The organism is Rufibacter tibetensis (assembly GCF_001310085.1).
Taxonomy (GTDB): domain Bacteria; phylum Bacteroidota; class Bacteroidia; order Cytophagales; family Hymenobacteraceae; genus Nibribacter; species Nibribacter tibetensis.
In genome coordinates, this window is sequence record NZ_CP012643.1 from 3,565,477 (window position 1) to 3,588,825 (window position 23,349).

Annotated in this window: 18 protein-coding genes; 16 read left to right on the top strand and 2 right to left on the bottom strand. The window is 50.0% G+C overall.

Annotated features, from left to right (window positions below; translation table 11 throughout):
* Positions 1 to 2: 2 nt before the first annotated feature.
* Positions 3 to 500: a phospholipase D-like domain-containing protein gene (locus DC20_RS14585; RefSeq protein ID WP_062544509.1), complete on the bottom strand. Its 498-nt coding sequence runs from the start codon at positions 498 to 500 to the stop codon at positions 3 to 5.
* Positions 501 to 630: 130 nt separating this feature from the next.
* Positions 631 to 1,419, bottom strand: coding sequence for a helix-turn-helix domain-containing protein (locus DC20_RS14590; protein WP_062544510.1), 789 nt, complete (start codon positions 1,417 to 1,419; stop codon positions 631 to 633).
* Between the two features lie 310 nt (positions 1,420 to 1,729).
* On the opposite strand from DC20_RS14590, the gene DC20_RS14595 reads away from it, so the two are divergent.
* From DC20_RS14595 to DC20_RS14670, 16 genes are all read left to right on the top strand, one after another.
* On the top strand, positions 1,730 to 1,942 hold the full coding sequence (locus DC20_RS14595; protein ID WP_062544511.1) for a hypothetical protein: 213 nt from the start codon (positions 1,730 to 1,732) through the stop codon (positions 1,940 to 1,942).
* A gap of 46 nt (positions 1,943 to 1,988) precedes the next feature.
* Positions 1,989 to 2,387, top strand: coding sequence for a YbjN domain-containing protein (locus tag DC20_RS14600; RefSeq protein ID WP_062544512.1), 399 nt, complete (start codon positions 1,989 to 1,991; stop codon positions 2,385 to 2,387).
* A 10-nt stretch (positions 2,388 to 2,397) separates the two neighbouring features.
* Positions 2,398 to 2,991 carry a PspA/IM30 family protein gene (locus DC20_RS14605; RefSeq protein ID WP_062544513.1) on the top strand — a complete coding sequence of 198 codons (594 nt, stop codon included), beginning with the start codon at positions 2,398 to 2,400 and terminating at the stop codon, positions 2,989 to 2,991.
* 179 nt (positions 2,992 to 3,170) lie between these two features.
* Positions 3,171 to 3,365 carry a hypothetical protein gene (locus DC20_RS14610; RefSeq protein ID WP_062544514.1) on the top strand — a complete coding sequence of 65 codons (195 nt, stop codon included), beginning with the start codon at positions 3,171 to 3,173 and terminating at the stop codon, positions 3,363 to 3,365.
* A 97-nt stretch (positions 3,366 to 3,462) separates the two neighbouring features.
* The gene (locus tag DC20_RS14615; RefSeq protein ID WP_062544515.1) at positions 3,463 to 4,086 is read left to right on the top strand and encodes an OB-fold-containig protein; all 624 of its coding nucleotides are present in this window, start codon (positions 3,463 to 3,465) and stop codon (positions 4,084 to 4,086) included.
* A 33-nt stretch (positions 4,087 to 4,119) separates the two neighbouring features.
* Positions 4,120 to 6,291, top strand: a complete 2,172-nt coding sequence (locus tag DC20_RS14620) for a flotillin family protein (protein ID WP_062544516.1) — start codon at positions 4,120 to 4,122, stop codon at positions 6,289 to 6,291.
* Between the two features lie 467 nt (positions 6,292 to 6,758).
* Positions 6,759 to 7,430 (top strand): hypothetical protein, encoded by a 672-nt coding sequence (locus DC20_RS14625; RefSeq protein ID WP_062544517.1) that lies wholly within the window; start codon positions 6,759 to 6,761, stop codon positions 7,428 to 7,430.
* A gap of 133 nt (positions 7,431 to 7,563) precedes the next feature.
* Positions 7,564 to 12,543 carry a DNA repair ATPase gene (locus DC20_RS14630; RefSeq protein WP_062544518.1) on the top strand — a complete coding sequence of 1,660 codons (4,980 nt, stop codon included), beginning with the start codon at positions 7,564 to 7,566 and terminating at the stop codon, positions 12,541 to 12,543.
* Positions 12,544 to 12,561: 18 nt separating this feature from the next.
* On the top strand, positions 12,562 to 13,116 hold the full coding sequence (locus DC20_RS14635) for a hypothetical protein (RefSeq protein ID WP_062544519.1): 555 nt from the start codon (positions 12,562 to 12,564) through the stop codon (positions 13,114 to 13,116).
* Positions 13,117 to 13,327: 211 nt separating this feature from the next.
* On the top strand, positions 13,328 to 13,765 hold the full coding sequence (locus tag DC20_RS14640; protein WP_062544520.1) for a hypothetical protein: 438 nt from the start codon (positions 13,328 to 13,330) through the stop codon (positions 13,763 to 13,765).
* 240 nt (positions 13,766 to 14,005) lie between these two features.
* Complete coding sequence (locus DC20_RS14645) at positions 14,006 to 15,499, top strand: peptide MFS transporter (protein ID WP_062544521.1); 1,494 nt, start codon at positions 14,006 to 14,008, stop codon at positions 15,497 to 15,499.
* Positions 15,500 to 15,605: 106 nt separating this feature from the next.
* A complete protein-coding gene (locus tag DC20_RS14650) occupies positions 15,606 to 16,112 on the top strand; it encodes a DinB family protein (protein ID WP_062544522.1) in 507 nt (168 codons plus the stop codon).
* A gap of 93 nt (positions 16,113 to 16,205) precedes the next feature.
* A complete protein-coding gene (locus DC20_RS14655; RefSeq protein ID WP_062544523.1) occupies positions 16,206 to 17,141 on the top strand; it encodes an alpha/beta hydrolase in 936 nt (311 codons plus the stop codon).
* 211 nt (positions 17,142 to 17,352) lie between these two features.
* On the top strand, positions 17,353 to 18,438 hold the full coding sequence (locus DC20_RS14660) for a fatty acid desaturase family protein (protein WP_062544524.1): 1,086 nt from the start codon (positions 17,353 to 17,355) through the stop codon (positions 18,436 to 18,438).
* A gap of 459 nt (positions 18,439 to 18,897) precedes the next feature.
* Positions 18,898 to 20,094 carry an anhydro-N-acetylmuramic acid kinase gene (locus DC20_RS14665; RefSeq protein WP_062545973.1) on the top strand — a complete coding sequence of 399 codons (1,197 nt, stop codon included), beginning with the start codon at positions 18,898 to 18,900 and terminating at the stop codon, positions 20,092 to 20,094.
* A gap of 231 nt (positions 20,095 to 20,325) precedes the next feature.
* Positions 20,326 to 23,343, top strand: a complete 3,018-nt coding sequence (locus DC20_RS14670) for a SusC/RagA family TonB-linked outer membrane protein (RefSeq protein ID WP_062544525.1) — start codon at positions 20,326 to 20,328, stop codon at positions 23,341 to 23,343.
* The last annotated feature ends 6 nt before the right edge of the window (positions 23,344 to 23,349 follow it).

The following is a 23,349-nucleotide window of genomic DNA, read 5'->3' on the forward strand; positions in this document are numbered from 1 at the left end:
CCTTAGCCAATCTGCCCTTCTTTAAAGAAAGACATCTCGTCCCACAGCCGGGTGAATTCCTTCACGAACCCAGCTACTACGTGGGCATCTGAGATCACCACCACGTTTTCATGGTTATACAGAGCGGCGCTTCTGGTCCAGTTATAGGAACCGGTAAGCACGTGCGTCTGGTCTACTACCACAAACTTGTGGTGCATGTGGTTAGCCGTGTTGTCTACCTTTACTTTGATGCCTGCCTTTACCAACTGCCTTATGTCAGAGCCTTTATCAAACAGTTTCTCATTATCAGTGAGCAACTGAATCTTGATCCCCTTGCGGTGCGCCGCCAGAATTGCGTTAGTGATGCGGTCATCTGAAATGGTGAACACGCAGATCTTCAAAGATGAGGTGGCGGCTCCAATGCTTTCCAGAATGGCATTCAGGCAGGCTTCGCCGGGACTGAAGTACACTTCATTTCTGAGTTTAGGAGCACTCTTGAAGATGGAGAAGACGGTTTTCAACTGGTAGAAGTTAGGTTAGTAGAACAGAAAGATACAAACTATGGGTACACGTGCTTGCTCGCAACTTAAACAAACTGCCCTTTCCTACCCCTTGTTTAAACCCCTTTTTCTGGAAACACCTCCCAAACGATTAATCATTCTCTTGTTCCCCTGAAAGTTTCCGCACCAGGGTTTCTAACCGGGTGAGGCGTTCTTCCAGCGAGGAAGGTGACTTGAGGTAGGTGCTGTATACTCCATCTACGTGCCATATCTCGGTCACTTCTGTTACCGCGTACGTAAGGTGGTCATAGTCTGGATTGTCTGCTTTCAGGAGAAGGGCTCCTTCTTGGGTAAGCCCCTGGAAGCGGCGCGTGGTAAGTTTGGTTGGGGTCACCAGGGTATAAACTTCGTTGGGCTTCAACTGTGATGCTTCAGGGGGTACAAAGGAGCAATACAGAATATCACCGTGCCGAAGGCCGTGTTGCTGGTACTGCATCTCAGAGCCGGTATGTTCAAAGGCACGGTGCAGCACATCGGTTTTGCCGGGTAAAATCAACGAAGGAAGGCCATCTATGTATTGCCTCTCCTGCCGGAGGGTGAAATACCCCGGTTGCTCATTTGCCATGACCAAAGCCGTCCGGTGAGCGGGTGATTCGGCTGCTCCTGCTACTTTTATGAGCAGCTGCTCTGCCTGTAAATCAGGTTTGAAGATATCAAATCCATATAAATCATTAACAGTCAGTTCTTTGGTGATTAATAAATCTAGACTGATGCCAAAGTGTCGGGCAATCTGCACTAGGGTATCGATTTTGGGTTCAGAGCGTCCTTCTTCGTACGCGCCCACGCTAGGACGCGCTAAGTCAAAGAGTTGCGCAAAGGCAGCTTGGCTCAAATTCTTGACCGTCCTGATCTTCTTTATGTTCTTCCCAATGCTCGACATAAAAATATTTTAAAAATAAATGTGCTACAATTTTGAGCTTATCTATTTTTTATAGTATAATTGCTCTCGAAATCAGGACAAGATAAGGAGTTATTTTGGTAATTGCTACAAGCATGAGCAGCAGCTTAGCTTACCTTTCTAATATCTGATTTTGAAAATATAAAAGAACCATAAGGGGAAAGGTCAGAGTTATGAGCAACTGCCCTGCTAGGGGAAGGCAACTCTCTTGATTGCGATAGCCCTTCAGGAAAGAGGTAAAAAGGAACTGGAAGCATCTGATAAAGGCACAAACCATATAAAAAGACGACCCATGAGAACAGAAAGCACCCGGATTAGTTTGATGACCCTTTTGATCACTTATATAGTGGTGAAGGTGGTGCATCTTTTGACCGGATTCAACTATAATCCCTTTGAGGAAGGGTTGCTTACCATAAAGTTTGTGTTGGATGTGGTGTCCTGGGTAATGGTGTATGGCTTGGTATATTTTATAGTGAAAAAGGTTCGGGAGCCAAAGTTGGGTTGAGGAAGCTGGTGGGTATCTATCCTATAAATGTAAAATTGAATAAGAGATGAAACAGAACTACTTTCTGCAAGTGAAAAACTACCTGGTAGAACTGGAGTACCGCATCACCCACGAAGATCCCCAGGATTGTGTGTTTGTGGTAGAGAAGGAGAGCCTAGGTATCAAGAACCTGGTTATTGGGTGTACAGATCCGCTCCTGATCATGGAGCAGTACATCATGGAACTGCCCGCTGTTTCTGCGGCCGTTTACCAAAACCTGCTCCAAAAGAACCGCGACATTATTCACGGGGCCTTTGTGCTGGATGAATCAGGAAGGCGGCTTATCTTCCGGGATACCCTGCAAATGAGCAAACTGGACCTGCATGAACTGGAGGCTTCTCTTAACTCGCTGGCGCTTTTACTAAGCGAGTACAGAGAGCAACTTATCCATTTCTCTAAAAACTAAACCAGCCGAGATGAACATTCTGCAACGCATTTTCAACCTAGGACAGGCTAGGGTGCACCCTTCGGTGGAACAACTAAACGAGCCCATCCGGAGAACTGAAAAAGAAATCCAGGAACTGCAGGTTGAACTGGAGAAAAGTAAGCTTGCCTTAAAGGAGGCAAAGGCCAGATTGATCCGGTCCCAGAAAGGCCTCAACAGACAAGCTGATCCCGAAGAGCAATTAGTGGCAGCCCCTTCAGTGGCCCAATTGGAGCAAAACATAGAGTCGCTAAAGACTACCATCAAGCAATGGGAAATGCAAGTGCGTGTCCTTCGGTCAAGGGTGATGGTGAAAAGTACTACCAAAACCATTGACCAACAGATGTCCCAGATCAATCCCGAAGGATCAGTGGTGTTGCTGGAGCACTTGAAAGAGAAGGAGGCAGCAACCGGCCACCCAATGGCTTCGCGTGACTTTGTTGGCAATCAATCTCAAAGAAGAGCCGAAGAGAATAAAAAGGCCTGTACCGCCCAAAACTTTGCCCAAAAAGCAGATGTTCTAAATAAGCAGTTCAATTTTCCGTCCAGCGGGCTGCCGTTTGGAGGCTTTAAAGAGCAGCCTTAAAATCAAAGTTTAGAGGCTGATTGAAACAAAACAGACCCCATCAAGAAGTACAGTGACGCCGCACTGGCAAATCAAGAAAATGACATCCTCCCGTTTTTAGCCCTCTTTTCAGAATCAGGCTCTAAACGAAAAAAAACTTGACGAAGAACGCAAGACGCATACCTCATTACTTATTCACAATGGGACAAATCGGATTTATTTTTTTCGCGGTAATTGGCTTTTTGGTAGTGAAGGAAGGGGCAGAGGAGGTAAGCCAATTGACCCAGACCGTCTTTCCGCTGGTAGCGGAAGCAGGGAAATCGCTGATAGAGAAGCAGGAGGAGCAATGGCAAACATTCTTTGTAAATCTTCTGCCCACCGTGCTCTGCCCTTGAGTACCATCTTAGAAAATTTAAAAATTTTGCAGAGCAAGGCTCGTGTTGATTGTAATATCTTAGGAATTTGTACTTTTAGCCAAGAGAGTAATTGAGTATGGAACAACTTCTACAAGCCTCCTTATCCAGCGCCAACGTATTTGCCAGCGGTTTGCTTCTTCTCGTTTTGCTGTATTGGGTAACGGTTATCCTAGGCATATTAGAAATCAGCACGTTAGACGTGGACCTTGATCTGGAGGTAGACGGTGACGGACTTTCCTCCTTGCAGGGGTTTGATGCAGTATTAGCCTTCTTCCACCTGGGGCGGGTGCCGCTCATGATCGTACTTTCCTTCTTCGCTTTGCCTTACTGGGCTTTGTCGGTGGGGGTGAACCATGCGCTGGGCACGCAGTCAACCTGGGTGGGACTGGCGCTTATGCTTCCGATCATGGTCGTCTCTCTTTTCATCTCCAGGTTCCTGACCCTGCCCTTCGTGAAACTCTTTGCGGCCATGGAGAAGGGGGAGGCGCCAAATACCGCCTTTATCGGGCAGATGTGTACCATTCTTCTGCCGGCCAATAATGCCCAAATAGGGCAGGCAGCAGTGAAAACCAAGGGTTCCCCGGTGCTCCTGAACGTGAAAACCCCTCACCCCCAACTGGTGCAGAAAGGCGAAACCGCCCTGGTGATTGAGTACCTGCCAGAAACCAATCTCTATGTGATTGAACCTTATCAGCTTTAAAAGAACCTTATAAACAATTTAATTCTACCTTCTATGTTTCAATCTCTTACTCTCGCATCTACCCTCATGTTGGCGCTTATTGCCTTCGGGGTGTTTGTGGTCATCATTAAGATGTACCGCAAAGCCATTCAGGGCGAGGCCATGGTACGTACCGGCATGGGCGATACCAAAGTCTCTTTCTCCGGCATCTTCGTGGTGCCCATCATCCACAAGCTGGAGGTCATGGACATCACGTTGAAAACCATCGTGATTGCTCGTACGGGGGCCGAGGGTTTGATTTGTAAAGACAACCTGCGCGCCGATATCAAGGTGAACTTCTTTCTGCGCGTAAACAAAACCCAGGAAGACGTAGTGCAGGTGGCACAGTCCATTGGATGTAAGCGGGCCTCAGACCCGGGAGCGCTGGAAGGCCTTTTCGACGCGAAATTCTCAGAAGCCCTGAAGACCGTGGGCAAGCACTTTGATTTTGTGGAACTGTACCAAAGCCGCGACGATTTTAAGCGCCAGATTCTGCAAACCATCGGTACCGACCTCAACGGCTACGTGTTGGACGACTGCGCCATTGATTACCTGGAGCAGACGCCGCTAACGCAACTGAACGAAAACAACATTCTGGACGCCGAAGGTATCAAGAAGATCATTGACCTCACCGCCCGCCAGAAAGTACAAGCCAACCTCATAGAGCGTGAGCGTGAGAAAACCATCAAAAAGCAGAACGTAGAGGCTCAGGAGACTATTCTGGAGCTGGAAAAGCAGCTGGCAGAAAACGAAGAAAAACAACGCCGCGAGATTGCTACCATTAAATCAAGGGAAGCCGCCGAGATTGAGAAAGTGCGGCAGGAGCAGCGTATGATTTCAGAGCGCGCCCGCATTGCTACCGACGAGGAAGTTCAGATCTCTGAACAGAACCGCGACCGGCAGGTACTGGTAGCTGAGCGCAGCAAACAGCGCACCGATGCCGTGGAAACCGTGCGCGTAGAGCAAGCCAAGTTGCTGGAAGAAAACGAGAAAGAGCGCATTGTGGCCTTGGCCCAGATTGAGAAGGAGAAAGCCATAGAAGAAGAGCGCAAGAATATTCAAGGCATTATCCGGGAGCGGATTACCGTGGAAAAAGCCGTGGTGGAAGAGGAAGAAAAAATCAAAGACACTAAAGCTTTTGCTGAGGCCGAGCGTCTGAAATCAGTCGCCATTACTACCGCCACCATGGTCGCTGAAGAAGCCTTGGTGAAAGAGATCAAAGGCGCCGAAGCTGCCCGCCAAGCCTCTGAGTTCCGGGCCCAGCAACTATTGATTGACGCCGAAGCTGAGAAAACCTCGTCGGTGAACCGGGCACAAGCCATCAAAGTAATGGCCGAAGCCGAAGCCACGCAAGCCGCCGCCAAAGGGCTTTCTGAGGCCCAGGTGATGGAAGCCAAAGCCGCCGCCCGTCAGAAAGAAGGAGAAGCCGAAGCGAACGTAACCGAGCGCCAGGCCGTGGCCACTGCCAAAGCCACCCGCGTCAACGCTGAAGCCCAGGCCGAAGCCGACGAAAAATTAGGATTAGTCGCTGCCAAAATCACCCAAGAGAAAGGCCTGGCTGATGCCTCTATCATCGCCAACATGGCGGCCGCCGAAGAGAAACGTGGTTTAGCGGAGGCAAGAGTAAGCGGAGAGAAGTTCACCGTGGAAGCTAAAGGCATTGAAGAGAAAGCCGATGCCATGAAAAAACTGGATGGCGTGGGCAAAGAACACGAAGAATTCAAACTTCGCCTGGAGAAAGACAAAGCCATTGAACTGGCCCAGATTGACATCCAGAAAGACATTGCCGCGTCACAGGCTGCCGTACTGTCTGAAGCTCTCAAAGCTGCCAAAATTGACATAGTAGGCGGCGAGACCATGTTCTTTGATCAGATTGTAGGTTCCATCACCAAAGGCAAACAAGTAGACCGCTTGGTTACCAACAGCGAAGTGCTGGGTACCGTGAAAGATGCCTTTTTCCAGAAAGACAGCAACGGCCACATTGACTTCAAATCAAATTTGCAACGCTTCATTAACCAGTTCAACATGAACTCAGAGGATGTGCGCAACCTGAGCGTTTCGGCCCTGCTTTTGAAAATGATGCAGCAAAAGACCCTGGATGAAGCTACTGCCAACACCCTCCGGGAGTTAACCTCTACTGCCTCTGCCTTAGGGCTGGGGGATAAGCCGGTCTACACCTTAAACTAAGATGCTCCTGTTTCCCTCTCCTGATTTTCAGGAGAGGGAATACAAATAGTTGCTTACTATTTGTGGCTTCTCTTTGCCATAAGCGATTAAGCCTCAGCCACCATTTGGTGATGGACGTTTCAGTACTGTTTTCCGAAAAATAGGGTAAAATAAGCGGAGAGACGCTACCTGGGTAGTTTGAACTTGTCTTCGGCGGGAAGTTGATTTCAATACTGCTTTGTTTCTGCGAAAAGAAATGGAAGAATGAGTTAAACGGTTTTCTAACTTATTGGGAGTCAGTGTTGCTCGTGACTTTTAAAGCTGATTTCTGAAAACCAGACGAAAAGGAATGAAAGCCTTTTTCAGGGCTGAGTGTGGGTAAAAACAGCGCGTATGTGGGAAAACTATCTGTTTTCGGCTTTCCTGCTTGGTTATAAATCAGTAATTTTAATTTCAGCTACAAAATTATTGACGCTAACAGTACCCCTATGAAAGCTATTTCTTTTTCCCTTCTCTTCAGTGTTTTGGTACTAACCGCAGCCCAGGCCCAAACGCCGGCAACTACGGCCAAAGACCGCGCGAACTTTAGCCTGCAGCAACAATTCAGCTCTTTGAAGTTCAGGTCTTCTACTGAGATGAAGTACAACCAGCCTCACAAGGTGGTAAAGCAAGCCAGCCTGGATGCCTTCTTCAAAAGCGTGCAGGATACCCTGAGGGCGCGGGAGCAAAGCATTAAAAACGCCGGAAAGGAAACTGCCGTGAAGCTGGCCCAAACCCAGAAGGAACTGGCCGATCAGAAACTGCAGGTACAGGCGCTGCAGGAAGCCAATGCCCAGAAAGAACAGCAGATCCAACAGGGAGCCCATGATGTCGCCACCTTGTCGGTGTTGGGCATTGACATGGACAAACAGGTGTATGTGATCCTGAGTTTGGTCATCATTCTGGCTTTGGGAGCAATAGCTGGTGTTTTTGCATTTATGTACAAAAACAGCAATCGGGTGACCCAGGAGAAAATTAATGCTTACGACGAGCTTACCGAAGAATTCAAAACCCATAAGCAACTGGCCCGCGAAAAAGAAGTCAAACTGAAGCGCGAGCAGCAATCTGAAGCAAACAAAGTAGAAGAACTGAAACAACAGCTTGCCCAACTGCGCCACTAGGAACGGTGTAAGCAGGTGCAGGGGTGGAGGTTCTTCTAAGACCAGGAAAGGCTCTTTTTTAGGCGAAGTTTTAGAAAAACGGGCCTGAAATGAGTTGCCTACTTAACCCAAGAACCTCTATTACCTTAACACCATGGCCTCCACTACTCCTACTTCACCATCTCCAGAAACAGCCCCCGTTCAACTGGAAGGTGGCACCTATGAAATCCTCCGGAACCGTTTGTCTAAGAGCGGCGCGGAACTGCGCGGCTTGCTGGACAATCTAAACCAAGAGCGAAAAGAAGTCTTCGGGGCAATTGAGACGAAGTTGCTGGCCACGGAGCGGGTGACAACGGAGCACAATTGCGTACCCTGGGACATGGTGCCGGTGGGAGAGCTGCTGCTTTTTGGGTACAACGTGCACCTGGGACTGAAGACCGAGGTAGAGCTGAGTGATGTGTTCAGCGTTTATACCTACGAAGGCCACCAGTTCCACCACCAGCCGCTGGACCTGATTAACAACGTCACCTTTCGGGACGATTTCCAGAAGCTTTACAAATACTATAAGAACACCCAGTTCGTGAAGTTTGCCATGCAGGGCGTACACCTGTTCATGGTGTTCCGGGTGGGCAAAGGCGTGAACGACGTCAAAACCTTTAAATGGGCGCTACAAGGTGGCAAACTAACGTACCTGGACAACCGCTCTGACCACGAATACACGTTCCCGAACCAGCATGATTTCGCTTGGAAACGCGTGGCTCGCGAGGCGCACCGCAAAGGCAAGCACCCGCACATTTCCATTGAAGACAAGGTGTTCGTGGAGGCCATCGGCGGGGATTTGACTATTAAAGTAGAGGACAATACTGAAACTGGCCAGGGCATTTACTCCGAGCCGGTAGACGACAAAGACCAGACGCTGGACGACTCGGAGCTGTACTACGCCCTCATCGGCAACCTCATCCTAATAAAGATAAGACCGTACCGCGAGAACAACTACCGCTACCTGGTCTATAACGCCAAGCTGAAGGAAGTGCGCCGCATAGACGCCATCCAGGATTGCTGCGTGTTCCTGCCCGAAAATCAAGGCATCATCTACGCTTACGGCTACTACCTGCACACCGGCGAGTTTAAGTCGTTTGACAACGGCCTACAGGAGATGCTATTTGAAAAACGCATCGCCTCTCCCAACGGCGAAGATTTCCTGTACGTCTTCTACAACAAGGAGAGCGGCGTGTACTTGCTCTTGAGCTACAACCTCATCACCCAGAAGATAGAAAGCCCCATCATCTGCCACGGTTACGCCATCTATGAGAACGGCGAGCTTTGTTATTTCAGAGCGGATGAGGAGCCTAAAAAACACCACGCCCTCCAGATCTGGCAAACGCCGTACATCGGCTCCAACTACACCATTCCGGTTACCAAAGAATCGTTCCTGTACAAAATAGGCAACAAAGAGATCGTGCGGGCCATGGCCGAGTGTACCGAGGTACTGACGCTGGTGCACAAAGAAGACTCCTACGACAACCTCTACCTGGACCTCATCAAAGGCACCACCGATTTGCTGGACAGCTACCACTGGCTGGATAAAAAGGAGACGTTTGAACTGGCGCAGCCCCTTTCGGCCATTCGCCAAACGGCCACCGCGGCGGTTGAGGAATTTGAGAAGGTCATCAGCATCAGAAAGAGCACACAGGCGCAGGTAGAGCAGGTGCTAGGCATAGCCGATGCCTTGCTCTCCAGACTCAAGATGCAGAGCGCCGGGCACATCAACGACTACGTGAAAGCTTTAGCCGATCTGCGTTCGGTGCGCGGTGAGGTGATTTCTTTGAAAGAACTGCGCTACGCCGATGTGGCCCGCATTGAAACCTATGAAGCCCAGCTGCAGAGTTTCAGTCAGGACATAGCCAACCAAACAGTGGAGTTCTTGCTAAAGCCTGATGCCCTGGTGCCGTATGAACAGCGGGTAGCGGAAATTACAACCGGTATTGACAAGATTGCCAAAGTGGTGGAGGCCGATGCTACGGAGAAAGAAATTTCAGGGGTGAGCGCGGAGCTGGAAATGCTGATTGAGATTGTGAGCAACCTCAAGATTGAAGACGCCACCCAGACCACGCGTATTGTAGACGCCATTTCCACCATCTACGCCTCGTTCAACAAAACCAAAGCCACGCTTAAACGCAAGCGGCAGGAGCTGTTGAGTGCCGAGGGCCAGGCCGAATTCAACGCCCAGATCAAACTCATCAGCCAGAGCGTTATCAACTTTTTGGACGTGTGCGACTCGCCCCAGAAATGCGACGAGTACCTCACTAAACTCATGGTGCAGCTGGAGGAACTGGAAGGCCGCTTCTCGGAGTTTGACGCCTTTTTGGAAATAATAGCCGATAAACGCGAGGAGATTTACTCGGCCTTCGAGAGCAAGAAAGTCGCGCTGCAGGAGGCCCGGAACAAACGCGCCACCACCCTGCAACAGGCCGCCGACCGCATCCTGAAAGCCGTGCAAAGCCGCCTCGGCAAGCTGACCACCGTGGCCGAAATCAACGGCTACTTCGCCTCCGATTTGATGATGGAGAAGGTGCGCACGACCGTGGACGAGCTCCTGGCCATGGGCGACACAGTGAAAGCCGATTCCATCCAGAGCCGCCTGAAAACGCTGCGCGAAGACTCCGTGCGCCAGCTCAAAGACAAGAGCGAACTGTTCGTGGACGGGCAGAACGTGCTCAAGTTCGGCACGCACCACTTCACCGTGAATACCCAGCCGCTGGAATTGAGCATTGTGCACCGTGACGACGCCATGTACTACCACCTCACCGGCACTAACTTCTTCGAGAAAATCACCGATGAGCGTTTTGTGAGCTACCGCCCTGTGTGGGAACAATCGCTCATCTCGGAGAATGGACAGGTGTACCGCGCCGAGTATTTGGCGTTCCAGATTCTACAAGCGGCACAGCAGGCGAGGAATACACCCCCCGCAGAGGAAACTTCGGAAGGAAGCCTGCACCTGTTGACCCTGGATGAACTGCACAAGCTCCACGCCGAGGAGCTGACCGCGTACGTGCAGAAGTTCATGGCCGTGCGCTTCAGCGAAGGCTACCTCAAAGGCGTGCACGACCATGACGCCGCCTTGATTGTGAGTGCCCTGGTACGTATGTTCAAGACTGCCGACTTACTCCGCTATACCGCTCTAGACCGCGCCGCCGCCCGCCTTTTCTGGGCTGTTTTCGCGAAAGAAGGCCAAAAACAGCTTTTCCATCATCAACTGAAAGGCGTGGGCGCCATCTTGCAGGTTTTCCCCGAGACGCACCAGTTCGATGCCATTAAACTGGACTTGCAGCACGAACTCCAGACCTTCCTGCAGGAGACCCGTTTGCTGCCCGAGGCCAATGCCAAAGCCGGCGGTGAGTACCTGTTCTTTGAACTCACCCGCGGCGACCATTTCATTTCCAGCGCGCAGGCGGCGGAACTGGTGCACGATTTCCACCAGTACCTCACCGAAAAGAAAGCGTGGAGTTTGTTTGAATCTTCGGCGAAGGCGCTGGAGGAATGCCAGGTAGAGCGGTTTGAGCTGAAGCAGCATTGGCTTAAGGCTTTTCTGACGCAAGCTAGTCGCACGGAGGATTTGGAATACGTGCCCGAAGCTTCGGTGCTGTTGCTGTTGAATGAATTGAAGCCAACCCAACTGGTGCACGCCAACCTGCGCGAAACACTAGCGGGCATGCAGGGCAGCCACCCGCTGTTACAGGAGCAGCAATACCCGTTGCATTTCCACCAGTTTCAGCAGAAACTAAGCTATTATGAAATCAATGTGGTGAGCCAGTACAAGGCCTTCCACGCACTTAAGCACCAGATGACCGTGGTGTTTGAGGAGGAACTGCGGTTGCAGGAATTTAAACCGAGGGTTATGTCGTCGTTTGTGCGGAATAAGCTGATTGACCAGGTGTACCTGCCGCTCATTGGAGCCAACTTAGCCAAGCAGATGGGCACGGCGGGCGAGACCAAACGTACTGACCTTATGGGCATGTTGCTGTTGTTGTCGCCGCCGGGTTATGGCAAGACCACGCTCATGGAGTACATCGCCAACCGGTTGGGCATCATCTTCATGAAAATCAACGGCCCCGCCATTGGGCACCAGGTCACGGCGCTGGATCCTACGGAGGCACCCAACGCCGCCGCCCGTGAGGAACTGGAGAAGCTGAACCTGTCCTTCGAGATGGGCGATAACGTGATGATTTACCTGGACGATATTCAGCACTGCAACCCCGAGTTCCTGCAAAAGTTCATCTCGCTCTGCGATGCCCAGCGCAAGATTGAGGGTGTGTACAAAGGCCGCAGCCGAACCTATGATTTCCGGGGCAAGAAAGTGTGCGTGGTCATGGCCGGAAACCCCTACACTGAAACCGGCGACAAGTTCCGCATCCCGGACATGCTCGCCAACCGCGCCGACATCTACAACCTGGGCGACATCATCGGCGACACCGAAGTCGTGTTCAAACTCAGCTACATTGAAAACTCCCTCACCTCCAACGCAGTGCTGGCGAAGCTCTCTGCGAAAAGCCAGAAAGACGTGTACGCGCTGGTGAAACTGGCCGAGACCGGCAACAGCGAAGGCATGGAACTGGAAGGTAACCACACCGCCGCCGAAATCAGCGAATACGTGACCGTGCTCAAAAAACTCCTGTCTATCCGCGACGTGATTCTGAAGGTGAACCTGGAGTACATCCGCTCCGCCGCCCAAGCCGACGAGTACCGCACCGAGCCTCCGTTCAAAATGCAGGGCTCCTACCGCAACATGAATAAGCTGGCCGAAAAGGTGATGCCCATCATGAACGACCAGGAACTGCACACGCTTATCCTGTCTCACTACCAATCAGAGTCCCAAACGCTCACTACCGGTGCCGAAGCCAACATGCTCAAGTTCAAGCAACTTATCGGCGTCGCCACCCCAGAAGAAAACCAGCGCTGGGAAGACATCAAAATCGCTTTCGTGCGCAACAACAAGCTCAAAGGCTTCGGCGATGGCAACCAGGTAGGGCAGGTGCTGGCGCAGATGGAGAATATCTCTGACGGCCTAGCCGGGATTAAGCAAGTACTTAGTGAGAAGAAGCCGGAGGCAAAGCTGGTTATAGGAGAGAATTAAGGTCAATTCTATTGTTAAATGCGACTTAATATTTACCAGGAAGAACGCAAATACCAGTTTTATAGAAACGATGAGGATTCTCCATATTTAACTGGGGAAGTATTCTGGGCATCCTCAAAAAAGCCTTTCGGGGAAATATATGATTTGGAAAATAGACCCGTGGCGATATTAATGAATGGGGAAAGCTCAAGTTTTTGGAAAAAGGGAAAACCAACTTATTTTCTTTACTTAGATTCTGAGGTAGTGGAAGTAACTGTGGTGAGTATTTGGAAAGGTCACTGGGCATTTGAGTATAAAGGTTTTCACTACAACTTCTATTGGCACAACGGCTATAAAAAGTCATTATTCAAATCTGGGGAGCAAGTCGCAAAATATGATGCTAGGGAGAGTTATCCCCTTGATCCTAAGAAGGCATTTATTGTGGCCAACAACGATGAAGATCATGTCTTGCTTCTTGGCTTGTTTTTACTTTTCGATAAAGGATCTGCCTTGGATTCTGAATTGCCAAGAAACAGTGCCTATTTAGGAAGAGGCGTTCAGGAATGTGATTACTACTGGTTTCCCAAAAGGTAGAACCTAAACGTAATGGTTGCTCTTAGTAAAGTTTCCGTGGCTGCGAGGTGCAAGCCAATGGCTGGTTAAAAGCTCTTCCTAGATTTGTTTTAAGCTTTTATCTTGAAAAGAGGCTTAAAACAGTGGTTGAGGCAAGATGCCTTGACGGCTGCTGAAAGTGGTAAGGTTATAAAAAAATAGCTAGGGTTCTCTTGCCATTGAAGAGTTATTATTGTCAAATTCATTTAAGAACAAGCCGATTTTCCACTATTTCTTTTCCAGCCCAATTCAGGCGAAAGACATTGACCTAGGAACAATTGAAGGAGAGAAAATTCTTCCGCTGTTCCAAGCCTATCCTTGGAGAGATTGGTTGCAGAGGATGAAAGAAATGGAGCAAGGAGAAATTCATTTCTCGCCTACATTAAACTTCGAGAACAAGCATTCTCATCAAAAAATGCTTGTTTCAGCTTTAGAAAATGGGCAGGAAATAATGTTTTACGTGTTTTACCAGCGGCCTAAAACAGTTAAAAGGCTACTCGGGTTATGGCATAAACACAAGAATGACTATACCACCGAATTACTAGACAAGTCACCAGAACAAACTGCGCAACTTTTGGAAGCCTTCGTAAATGGTAACTATGATTTCCTAGAGTCAACGATAAAATACTAGGCTTCTACTGTCGCTATACAGCATGGTCTGGCCTAGGCATTTCCGTTTCCAGCCTTTCGGTGGAGCGCCTTGTCAGGATTCGGTGCCGAGGGCATTGCAAACATTGAGGAGCAAAGGCAGCTGGCGCAGCGCGTGGCCTCGCAGCTGTTGGCGTAAATCCACAAAGCTGCCTCAATTCTCACCAAGAACCCCTAAATTGTCAGGTCAATCAGCCATTCAACATCACGTTTACCACCTGACATGGATTTAACCGAACCTCAAATTCCGGAGGCACCTACCTCCACGGGACACCCTAAGCAGCTCTACATGCTCTTCTTCACTGAGATGTGGGAGCGCTTTTCTTTTTATGGCATGAAGGCCCTGTTGCTGGCCTACATGATCACTGAACTCAAGTTTGATGAACCCAAAGGCTATGCTATTCTAGGCTCTTACGCGGCGTTGGTGTACACCATGCCCATGTTCGGGGGCATGATGAGCGACCGCTATCTGGGTGGGCGCAAAGCCGTGATGTACGGTGGTATTCTCATGACCATTGGTCACCTGGTTTTGGCGGTTCCGCAGGACTGGAGCTTCTTTTACGGCATGGCCTTCATCATCTGCGGAAACGGCTTTTTCAAGCCCAATATCTCCAGCCTAGTTGGTACGCTCTACGCTGACAATGACCCACGCAAAGACAGCGGTTTCTCCATCTTCTACATGGGCATCAACATTGGCGCGGCGCTTGGTGGTTTGCTGTGCGGGTACGTAGGGCAGCAGATAGACTGGCACTACGGCTTCGGGTTGGCAGGTTTGTTCATGATCTTGGGCTTGGTTGTGTTTGCGCTGGGCAAGAAATCCTTGGGTGACAAAGGTCTTCCGCCCAACCCCGCTGATTTAAAAGCCCCGGCTTTTGCGGGCATCAGCAAAGAAGTGGTAATTTACGTGGCTACCCTGGCCATCATCCCCGTGATAGTGGCCTTGTTCAACCGCTATGAAATCATGGACTTCATCATGTTTGGACTGGGAGCGCTTTCCATTTTGTATATTCTGTTCATCGCCTTTAAGATGGAAGCAGCAGCCCGGTTCAAGCTGTTTGCGGCCTTGGTGCTGATCGTGTTTTCAGCGCTGTTTTGGGCATTTTATGAACAAAACGCCGGCTCTTTGAACCTGTTTGCCATGCGCAACGTGGACATGCACGTGGGAGGGGTAGAGCTTCCTGCACTGGCAGTGAACAACTTTTTGCCGCCGGCCTGGGTGGTCATCCTCAGCTTCTTTTTCGCCTGGTTATGGCCAGCTTTGAACCGGAAAGGCATTGAGCCCAACACCCCCACAAAATTCGGGTTGTCGTTTGTGCTGGTTGGGCTGGGCTTTTACGTGTTCTATTTGGGCTGCAGAACCAGCGAGGGTAGCGGCCTGATTCCGTTGATCACCTTTATTGCCGGGTACTTCTTCATCATCTGCGGCGAGATGTGTATTTCGCCCATCGGGTTGTCCATGATTACCAAACTGTCACCGGCCAGAATTGTAGCCATGATGATGGGGATCTGGTTTTTCGCAAGTGCGGTGGGGGAGTTTCTGGCCAGCAAGATTGGGGCACTTATGAGCGTTCCCCAGAACGTGGTAGACAATCCGGTGCTGTCGCTGCCGTACTATGCCCAGATTCTGAACCAGATTGGGTTGTGGTCGCTGGGTATAGGCGTGGTGCTGATCCTGTTCAGCAGCGTCATCAGGAAGTGGATGGGTGAAGTACGGTAGGCCCTTACAGGCCATTGTCTTTTGAAAGAACGGGAGCAGGAATATTTTCTGCTCCCGTTCTTTTTTCTAACTTACCTATCCCAACCACCCCTAACACAAACGAACTATGGAGTTAAACCAAAAGCTATTGCGCCAATTTGAACAAGAGGCAGCCAATACCCGCAAGATGTTGGAAAGAGTGCCCGATGAACATTTTGACTGGAAACCGCACGCTAAAAGTATGTCTCTGAAAACCCTGGCGGCCCACGTGGCCGAATTGCCAGGGTTGTTCATTGCCGCAGTGTTGAAAACGGAGGAGGTGGATATGAGTCCACAGAGCTATAAACCGTTTGCTGGTACCACGCACCAGGAGTTAATGGACCATTTTGAGGAAAACTACCAGAAAGCTGTCAAGGCTCTGAATGACACTAATGTGGTGGAGATAGGCAAAACCTGGACATTGCGCAGCAACGGAAATGTGATTGTCTCTATGCCTAAGCAGGTAGTCATCCGGAACCTGGCCATGAACCACCTCATCCACCACCGAGGGCAATTGAGTGTGTACCTGCGCCTGTTGGATGTACCGGTGCCCGGCATGTATGGTCCCACCGCCGATGAGCAGTTTGTTAGTTAATACAAAGCAATTCTGATATCTTGTAAGGGTGTTTTAGGGGTAGTTTACCTAAGCTATCCCTAAAACACCCTTCCTTTTAAACTCATGAGCATAATGAAAAAGCTAGTTGTCTTATTGGCGTTGGCCTGTGTTGCTACCTGCAGCTATAGCCAGTCCAAACCAGTGGAGCTACCCTTGTACGAAGGTAAAGTCCCCAATGAAGTACCCGGGCCTAACCAGGAAAAGAAAGAAGTACGCGCCGACAAAACGGTAAGTATTACGCAGGTGAGGAAACCTACCATCACCGTTTATCTGCCCGTTAAGGAGAAAGCGAATGGAACGGCCGTGGTGATTTGTCCGGGCGGCGGGTATGCCAAACTGGCCGCCAGCCATGAGGGCTATGATGTGGCCCAGAAATTTGCCGAGCAAGGCGTAGCCGCTTTTGTGGTAAAGTACCGTCTGCCAGAGGCCGCCGTTACTTCGCAACCTGAAATCACGCCTTTGCAGGATGCCCAGCAGGCGCTTTACTATGTGCGCAAGCGCGCAAAGGAGTACAACATTAACCCGCAGCGAGTAGGCATCATGGGCTTCTCGGCAGGCGGACATCTGGCTTCCACTGCCGGAACGCATTTTACTAAACCCCAAATTCAGAACCCTGAGAACCTCTCGCTTCGGCCCGATTTCCTGCTGTTGATTTACCCGGTCATCAGCAGTGACCCTGCCGTTTGGCACAAAGGTTCATTTGAGCGGCTTTTGGGAAAAGAGCCTACAAAGGAAAAACTGAAGGCCTATTCCAATGACCAGCAGGTGACGGCGCAAACCCCGCCTACCTTCCTGGTGCATGCCTCAGATGACGGCGCCGTGCCTCCGCAGAACAGTATATTGTTCTACCAGGCGCTGCTCCAGCATAAAGTCCCGGCCGAATTGCACATTTACCAACGGGGCGGCCACGGCTTCGGGTTGAACAACAAAACCACCAAAGATTATTGGTTTGACCGTTGCCTGAACTGGATGGCCAGCAACCAGCTTTTGGAGTCAGCAAAGCAATAAGTGTGGCTTCATGTAAAGGGCAGTAAACTATTTCTGTAGAAGGCGCAAACTAGGTATAAACCGAGGCCGTATATAGGAATAGTTAGCTGTTTTTACTTAGATCTGAATTAATACTAACCTTGAAAGTGTTACCTTTCAAAGACGTTATGGATTTGATTGACGATTTGCGTTGAGATAGCTCTGTAGCTTATTATCAACCTAATTGTCCTTTATGGTAACTCCCAAATTCATTGCCCCCACCACTTCTTTTTACGCTGAACTGAAAAGTCGCACGAACGCGTACTTTGAAGAAATAGGAAGTCACCCCACCGGCAATTATAAATTATACATTAAAGCCGCCGTGCTGATTTCCAGCCTGGTGTTCCTATACGTCCATTTAGTGTTTTTAACGCCACCAGTTTGGTTGGCTTTAGTTGAGTGCGTTCTGATGGGCGGGGTAACTGCGGCCATCGGGTTTAACATCATGCACGATGGCGGACACGGCAGTTTCAGCCGGAAGAAGTGGGTGAACGAACTAGCAGGTCTTACCTTAAACATACTGGGTGCCAACATCCACATGTGGACCACCAAGCACAACATCATTCACCACACCTACACCAACATTGATGGCGTAGACGATGATCTGGATGCCAAGCCCTTCCTGCGCCTTTGCGAAAACCAGGAGCACCTGAAGATCCACAAATACCAGCATTACTATTTCTGGGGCGCCTATGCCATGCTCTACATGTACTGGATCTTCTTCACCGATTACGCGAAGTATTTCACCCAAAAAGTAGGCGATATTCCTATTAAGAAGATGTCACGCAAAGACCACTTTTCTTTCTGGGGCTTCAAAGTGATGCACTTTGCTTTATTTGTGGTGGTACCTATCTACACCGTTGGGTTTCTGCCTTGGCTGGTAGGATTCCTGATCTATGGAATGTTTACCGGATTAGTTATGAGCATTGTGTTTCAATTGGCGCACACCATAGAGCACGCACACTTCCCAGTTCCTACGGAGTCTACGAACCGCATTGAGGATGAGTGGGCTTTGCACCAATTGAAAACCACTTCCAACTTCGCGACTAAGAACAAGGTTGTTTCCTGGTTAACGGGAGGCCTGAACTTCCAGATTGAGCACCATTTGTTCCCAAGAATCTCACACGTGCATTACCCGGCCATCAGCAAGATCATCAAAGAAGCTTGCGCGGAGTTTGGGGTAACGTACCACGAGTACCCAAAAACCAGAAACGCCATCATGTCCCACATCTCGCACCTACGCCAACTGGCCTTGCAACCTGTTATGGCGCAACGATAAAACATTTCAAAAGCTAAGGTGTTTTTACTTTAGCTTACAGTTTCCTTCAGAACCCCGCTTCTATTTTAGGAGCGGGGTTCTCTGTTTTTAGGCTGTTTTCTAGAAAAATGGAGCTAAATGGGGCTTTGTTGGGGATAATATATTTTAACGGCTGTCTCATTTGAGACTATCGCCTCACTGAAGTAGTAAACTTCAGATCATGATGGGTCCAAGTTGAAAACTTGAACCATAAGAGTAAACCTTATTCATTAGTTCGCCTTCCGTCCCCCTTTGAAGGGGGTAGGGGGATGAGCCACTCTTGCAGAACTCTGCGTTCACATCACCTAAACAGCAAACTTCAGAGACAAGGCCTTGCCCAATCTCTACAAAAATCAAAAGGTAGGTGCCGCTACAAAAAAGATCGGCCATAGTTTTGCCTCTCAAAAATCTGCTTTACCTTTCCGCTTTCCCAAAGCAGCTATGAATACAGGTCTCCGTCGTCTGCTGGCTATAGCAGAAAAAGAAAGAAGAACGATCATTGGGTTAATGTCAGGCACCTCGTTAGATGGGCTGGATGTGGCACTTTGTGAGTTTACCGGGCATGGCACCCAAACGCAGATGGTGCTCAAGCAGTTTGACACCATGCCATACAGCACGGAGTTCAAGCAGCAGGTAAAGGCTATCTTTTCAAAGCGCGAGGTAGATTTGGAAAAGGTGTGCCTCATGAATGCCTACATCGGGAGCTTTCATGCGGAGCTGATCAATGCCTGTCTGCAGAAGTGGAAGGTGGCACCCGAGGAGGTAGACGTGATTGCCAGCCATGGTCAGACCATTTACCACGCCCCGGCTTCGCAGCACCAGATAGAGGGCATGCCCAATGCCACCCTACAGATTGGCGACGGAGACCACATTGCGGTGAAGACAGGCATTATCACGCTTAGTGATTTCCGGCAGAAGCACATTGCGGCTGGGGGAGAAGGAGCCCCATTGGCAGTGTATGGCGATTATCTGCTGTTTTCTGAAAAAGGGCAGAATAGGATCATGCTGAATATTGGGGGGATCGCGAATTTTACTTTCCTGCCTGGCGACCTGGACACCACCCGCATCTTCTCTACCGATGTTGGACCTGGCAACACCCTCATGGATGCCTATGTGCAACAGAGGTTTCCGGGTAAGTACTATGATGCTGATTCAGAAATTGCCTCACAAGGAAAATATGACGCTGCATTGCTGGCTGCACTGCTGGACCATCCGTTCTTTGAATTAGGGTTTCCGAAGACGACTGGTCCCGAGCTGTTCAATCTTGCCTATCTGGAACAAGCCCAGCAAACTTCAAATACGACTCACTTATCACCGGAGGATGTGATGGCCACCTTGAACCGGTTTTCGGCCACGGCCATTTGCGAGGCTATTTCCAGATCTACGAACGAGGAGCAATTTGAAATCTTCCTAAGCGGCGGCGGCATGCACAACCCCTTGCTGCTTCAGAACATTACCCAACTGCTTTCTGGCGCTGTCATCCGGAATACCGCAGAACTTGGGGTGTCGCCAGACGCAAAGGAAGCTGTCTTGTTTGCTACGTTGGCCAATGAATGCCTGGTAGGAGAGAAGATAGATTTCGGGACTGGAAAGCAAAGTATTCCCTCGGTGCAGATGGGTAAGATCAGCTTGCCTTAATCCTGTATTTAGTAGAACTATATAGATAGAACAGTATATGATGCTGTTCTATAAATTACTACCTTGGTAAGCCCTTCGTTCTGGTTGGTCTTCTTACCTAAAGGCTTGCTTATGCCTTTTTTTGCCTCGGTGAAAAGTACGCAACTTGCTTTTCTTCTGTAGATTAAGCCTGTTCTGTACAGGCTTCTCCTCTGTAATGCTTCTTTTTGTTTCCTTCTAACCAAATCACTTATGAGAAAAACGTACTCAATGAAGTGGGCTGAGATGAAGGCAGTTTTCTTATGCATGCTGTTGCTAAACATGCTAAGTCAGGTGCCCGCTTTAGCCCAGAATGCAGGATACACTGTAACGGGGTTGGTGACCGATGCTCGTACCAAAACGCCTTTACCGGGTGTGGTGGTGAAGTTCCAGAGTGGCAACAATGCCAATGCCACCGCCACAGATGCCACCGGCAGGTATAGCCTGGAGACTACCCTTTCGGCCGGTTCATACCCCCTCACGTTTACCTATATCGGGTACAGTCCGGTGACCAGAACCGTGACGTTAGGTGGTGGGGCCTCAGTTACTTTGGATGTACAATTAAGCGAAGACATAGTGGGCCTGGATGAGGTAGTGGTAACGGGTACTTCGGTGGCTACTAGCAAGAAACAGCTCGGTAACGCCATCTCTACCGTTTCTGCGGCAGCGCTGGAGAACAGTGTGGCTACCTCAGTGGACCAGGCTATGGCCGGGAAAGTGGCAGGTGCCCAGATCACCCAGAACTCAGGAAACCCTGCCGGGGGCATTAGTGTGCGCCTGCGCGGTACCAGTACCGTGGTAGGTTCCAGTGACCCCCTCTACATTGTAGATGGCGTTATCATCAACAACAGCTCGCCTGAATTGATTGACCTGGGTGGCTATGCCCAGAACCGGTTAGTAGACATCAACCCTGCTGATATTGACCGCATTGAGATCATTAAAGGCGCGGCAGCGGCCGCCATTTACGGTTCGCGGGCCAGTAATGGGGTGGTGCAGATCTTCACCAAACGAGGGCAGGAGGGCAAGCCCAAAGTGGCAGTTTCCACCCAGTTTAGGGTAAGCGAATTGCGGAAGAAGCTGGAGTATAATGATTATCCGTTCCGGTTTGTGAATACCACGGCCACTGATTTAAGGCAGGAGCCGGTGCAGCGCTATGACCTTCAGGACCGCATTTTCCGGACAGCCTACGGTACCGAAAACAACGTGTCTGTTTCGGGGGGAAGTGCCAATACCCAATACTTCCTGAGTGGTAATTACCTCAAAAACCAGGGCATTGTGGACAATACTGAGTTTAACCGGGGTGGAAGCCGCCTGCGCATTGATCAGAAGATGAATGACTGGTTATCTGTTTCTCTAGGAGCCAATTACGTAATCAGCACCAGCCAAGAAATCCCGAATGGGGGGTTACTGGAGCAGTACGGGGCGCTTACCGGCTTCATATTTAGTAACAACCACATTAACCCAGATCCGGTGAATGGGGTGTACCCGTCTACGGCACCTACGTCTATCTTAAGAAGAACCAACCCTTTGGAAGCCATCAACCGGTTTGATTTCCGGCAGAGAACGAACCGCTTTATTGGAGATTTTCAGGTGATGCTGACCCCTATAAATGGACTGAACATTAACTACACCCTTGGCTACGACAATGCCACTTCCATCGCGACTGGTTTTATTCCGGTAGGAAACACCACGCCCTCCTATAATGCGGGGTTTTCCCGAAGGGCAGACAGAACCTCTTATCTGGTGAACAACGACCTTAACATTTCTTACCGAACCAGACTAGCTGATTGGTTAGAGTCTACAACTGGGGCCGGGGCCACGGCTCAGGTAGAGAAAAACTACTCAACCGGTATCTCCGCAACCCAGTTAGGGCCCATTGCGCAAACCATCAACAGCGGGGCTTCCATACTGTCCAGCGAGAACAGAAGCGATATCAACATCTTGGGTTTCTTTGCCCAGCAAACCTTTGGCATTGGCGACCGCCTGTTCCTGACCGGAGCCGGACGCTATGACGTTTCCTCCATTTTTGGGCAGGAGAACCGGTGGCAGTTTTACCCTAAGGTGAGCGGTAGTTACCTGATTTCCAATGAAACGTTCTGGCAACCCATCAGCAAGTTTATTCCTACCTTGAAGATAAGGGCCTCTTACGGACAGGCGGGTAACTTAACGGCGATTGGAGCTTATGACCGATACACCAACTACAACCCGGTTTCTTTGCCCGGACTGCCAGGCGTGATTTCCTCTACCCAGTTAGGAAACGCAGACATCAAGCCAGAAAGACAAACCGAGACCGAGTATGGCGTAGACATGAGCCTGCTGGGAGGGCGCCTAGGTTTTGAGTTTTCTTACTATGAGAAAGATGTAAAAGACCTGTTGCTGTTTGTAGGTTTGGCGCCTTCTACGGGGTTTGTGAACCAGTACGCCAACATCGGGACCTTGAGTAATAAAGGGTTTGAATTACTGGTAACAGGGGCTCCCTTTCAAAGTGAAACCTTCAAGTGGACTTCTACCATCACGTACTCCAGAAACCGGAATGAACTCAACAACATTCCAGGCGGTTTGCTCACCTTTGCTGGTGGTTTCGGGCAGGTGGCCGCAGTGAATGGTTCGCCCATAGGGTCTTTTTACAGCACGTACTTTGCCCGTAATGAAGATGGCTCTTTGTTGTTAACCCCAGCCGGATTGCCACAACCAGAAAGGGTGGGTCGTACGGCGGCGGGTCAGCCTACCGGCGCTACCAGAAGCAAAGTCATTGGCGATCCTAACCCGGACTGGACCGGCTCTTTCATCAACGAAGTTAGCGTAGGTAAAGGACTTTCGTTCCGGGCCCAGCTTGATGCCTCCTACGGCTTTGATGTGTTCAACTTCACCAGAAGGGTAGGGGAGCGTGATTTTTATGGTGGCTTGGCAGGTTATGAACGGGAGTTGAGAGGAGAAGTACCCAAAGGAACTTCGGCGGCTTTGTTCGGTATTTTCGAAAACTACATTGAAGACGGCTCTTTCATCAAGCTGAGAGAGCTTTCAATGTCGTATGACTTTGCCCCAGCTTTCTTGGGGAACCGAAAGGTACGGTTGACGCTAGCCGGTCGCAACCTGTTCTCCATTGACGACTACAGCGGCTATGATCCTGAAATAAATGCCGCCGGGCAAACCACGGCCGTGCGCGGGTTTGACTTCGTGGAGGTGCCCATCCCCAGAACGTATGCGCTGGGTATTAACGTGTCGTTCTAGTCTCCT

What these genes read in the sequence shown, in the direction of transcription:
- DC20_RS14590 (WP_062544510.1), bottom strand. Translation starts at nt 1,419, where the DNA reads ATGTCGAGCATTGGGAAGAACATAAAGAAGATCAGGACGGTCAAGAAT.
- DC20_RS14595 (WP_062544511.1), top strand. Translation starts at nt 1,730, where the DNA reads ATGAGAACAGAAAGCACCCGGATTAGTTTGATGACCCTTTTGATCACT.
- DC20_RS14600 (WP_062544512.1), top strand. Translation starts at nt 1,989, where the DNA reads ATGAAACAGAACTACTTTCTGCAAGTGAAAAACTACCTGGTAGAACTG.
- DC20_RS14605 (WP_062544513.1), top strand. Translation starts at nt 2,398, where the DNA reads ATGAACATTCTGCAACGCATTTTCAACCTAGGACAGGCTAGGGTGCAC.
- DC20_RS14610 (WP_062544514.1), top strand. Translation starts at nt 3,171, where the DNA reads ATGGGACAAATCGGATTTATTTTTTTCGCGGTAATTGGCTTTTTGGTA.
- DC20_RS14615 (WP_062544515.1), top strand. Translation starts at nt 3,463, where the DNA reads ATGGAACAACTTCTACAAGCCTCCTTATCCAGCGCCAACGTATTTGCC.
- DC20_RS14620 (WP_062544516.1), top strand. Translation starts at nt 4,120, where the DNA reads ATGTTTCAATCTCTTACTCTCGCATCTACCCTCATGTTGGCGCTTATT.
- DC20_RS14625 (WP_062544517.1), top strand. Translation starts at nt 6,759, where the DNA reads ATGAAAGCTATTTCTTTTTCCCTTCTCTTCAGTGTTTTGGTACTAACC.
- DC20_RS14630 (WP_062544518.1), top strand. Translation starts at nt 7,564, where the DNA reads ATGGCCTCCACTACTCCTACTTCACCATCTCCAGAAACAGCCCCCGTT.
- DC20_RS14635 (WP_062544519.1), top strand. Translation starts at nt 12,562, where the DNA reads ATGCGACTTAATATTTACCAGGAAGAACGCAAATACCAGTTTTATAGA.
- DC20_RS14645 (WP_062544521.1), top strand. Translation starts at nt 14,006, where the DNA reads ATGGATTTAACCGAACCTCAAATTCCGGAGGCACCTACCTCCACGGGA.
- DC20_RS14650 (WP_062544522.1), top strand. Translation starts at nt 15,606, where the DNA reads ATGGAGTTAAACCAAAAGCTATTGCGCCAATTTGAACAAGAGGCAGCC.
- DC20_RS14655 (WP_062544523.1), top strand. Translation starts at nt 16,206, where the DNA reads ATGAAAAAGCTAGTTGTCTTATTGGCGTTGGCCTGTGTTGCTACCTGC.
- DC20_RS14660 (WP_062544524.1), top strand. Translation starts at nt 17,353, where the DNA reads ATGGTAACTCCCAAATTCATTGCCCCCACCACTTCTTTTTACGCTGAA.
- DC20_RS14665 (WP_062545973.1), top strand. Translation starts at nt 18,898, where the DNA reads ATGAATACAGGTCTCCGTCGTCTGCTGGCTATAGCAGAAAAAGAAAGA.
- DC20_RS14670 (WP_062544525.1), top strand. Translation starts at nt 20,326, where the DNA reads ATGAGAAAAACGTACTCAATGAAGTGGGCTGAGATGAAGGCAGTTTTC.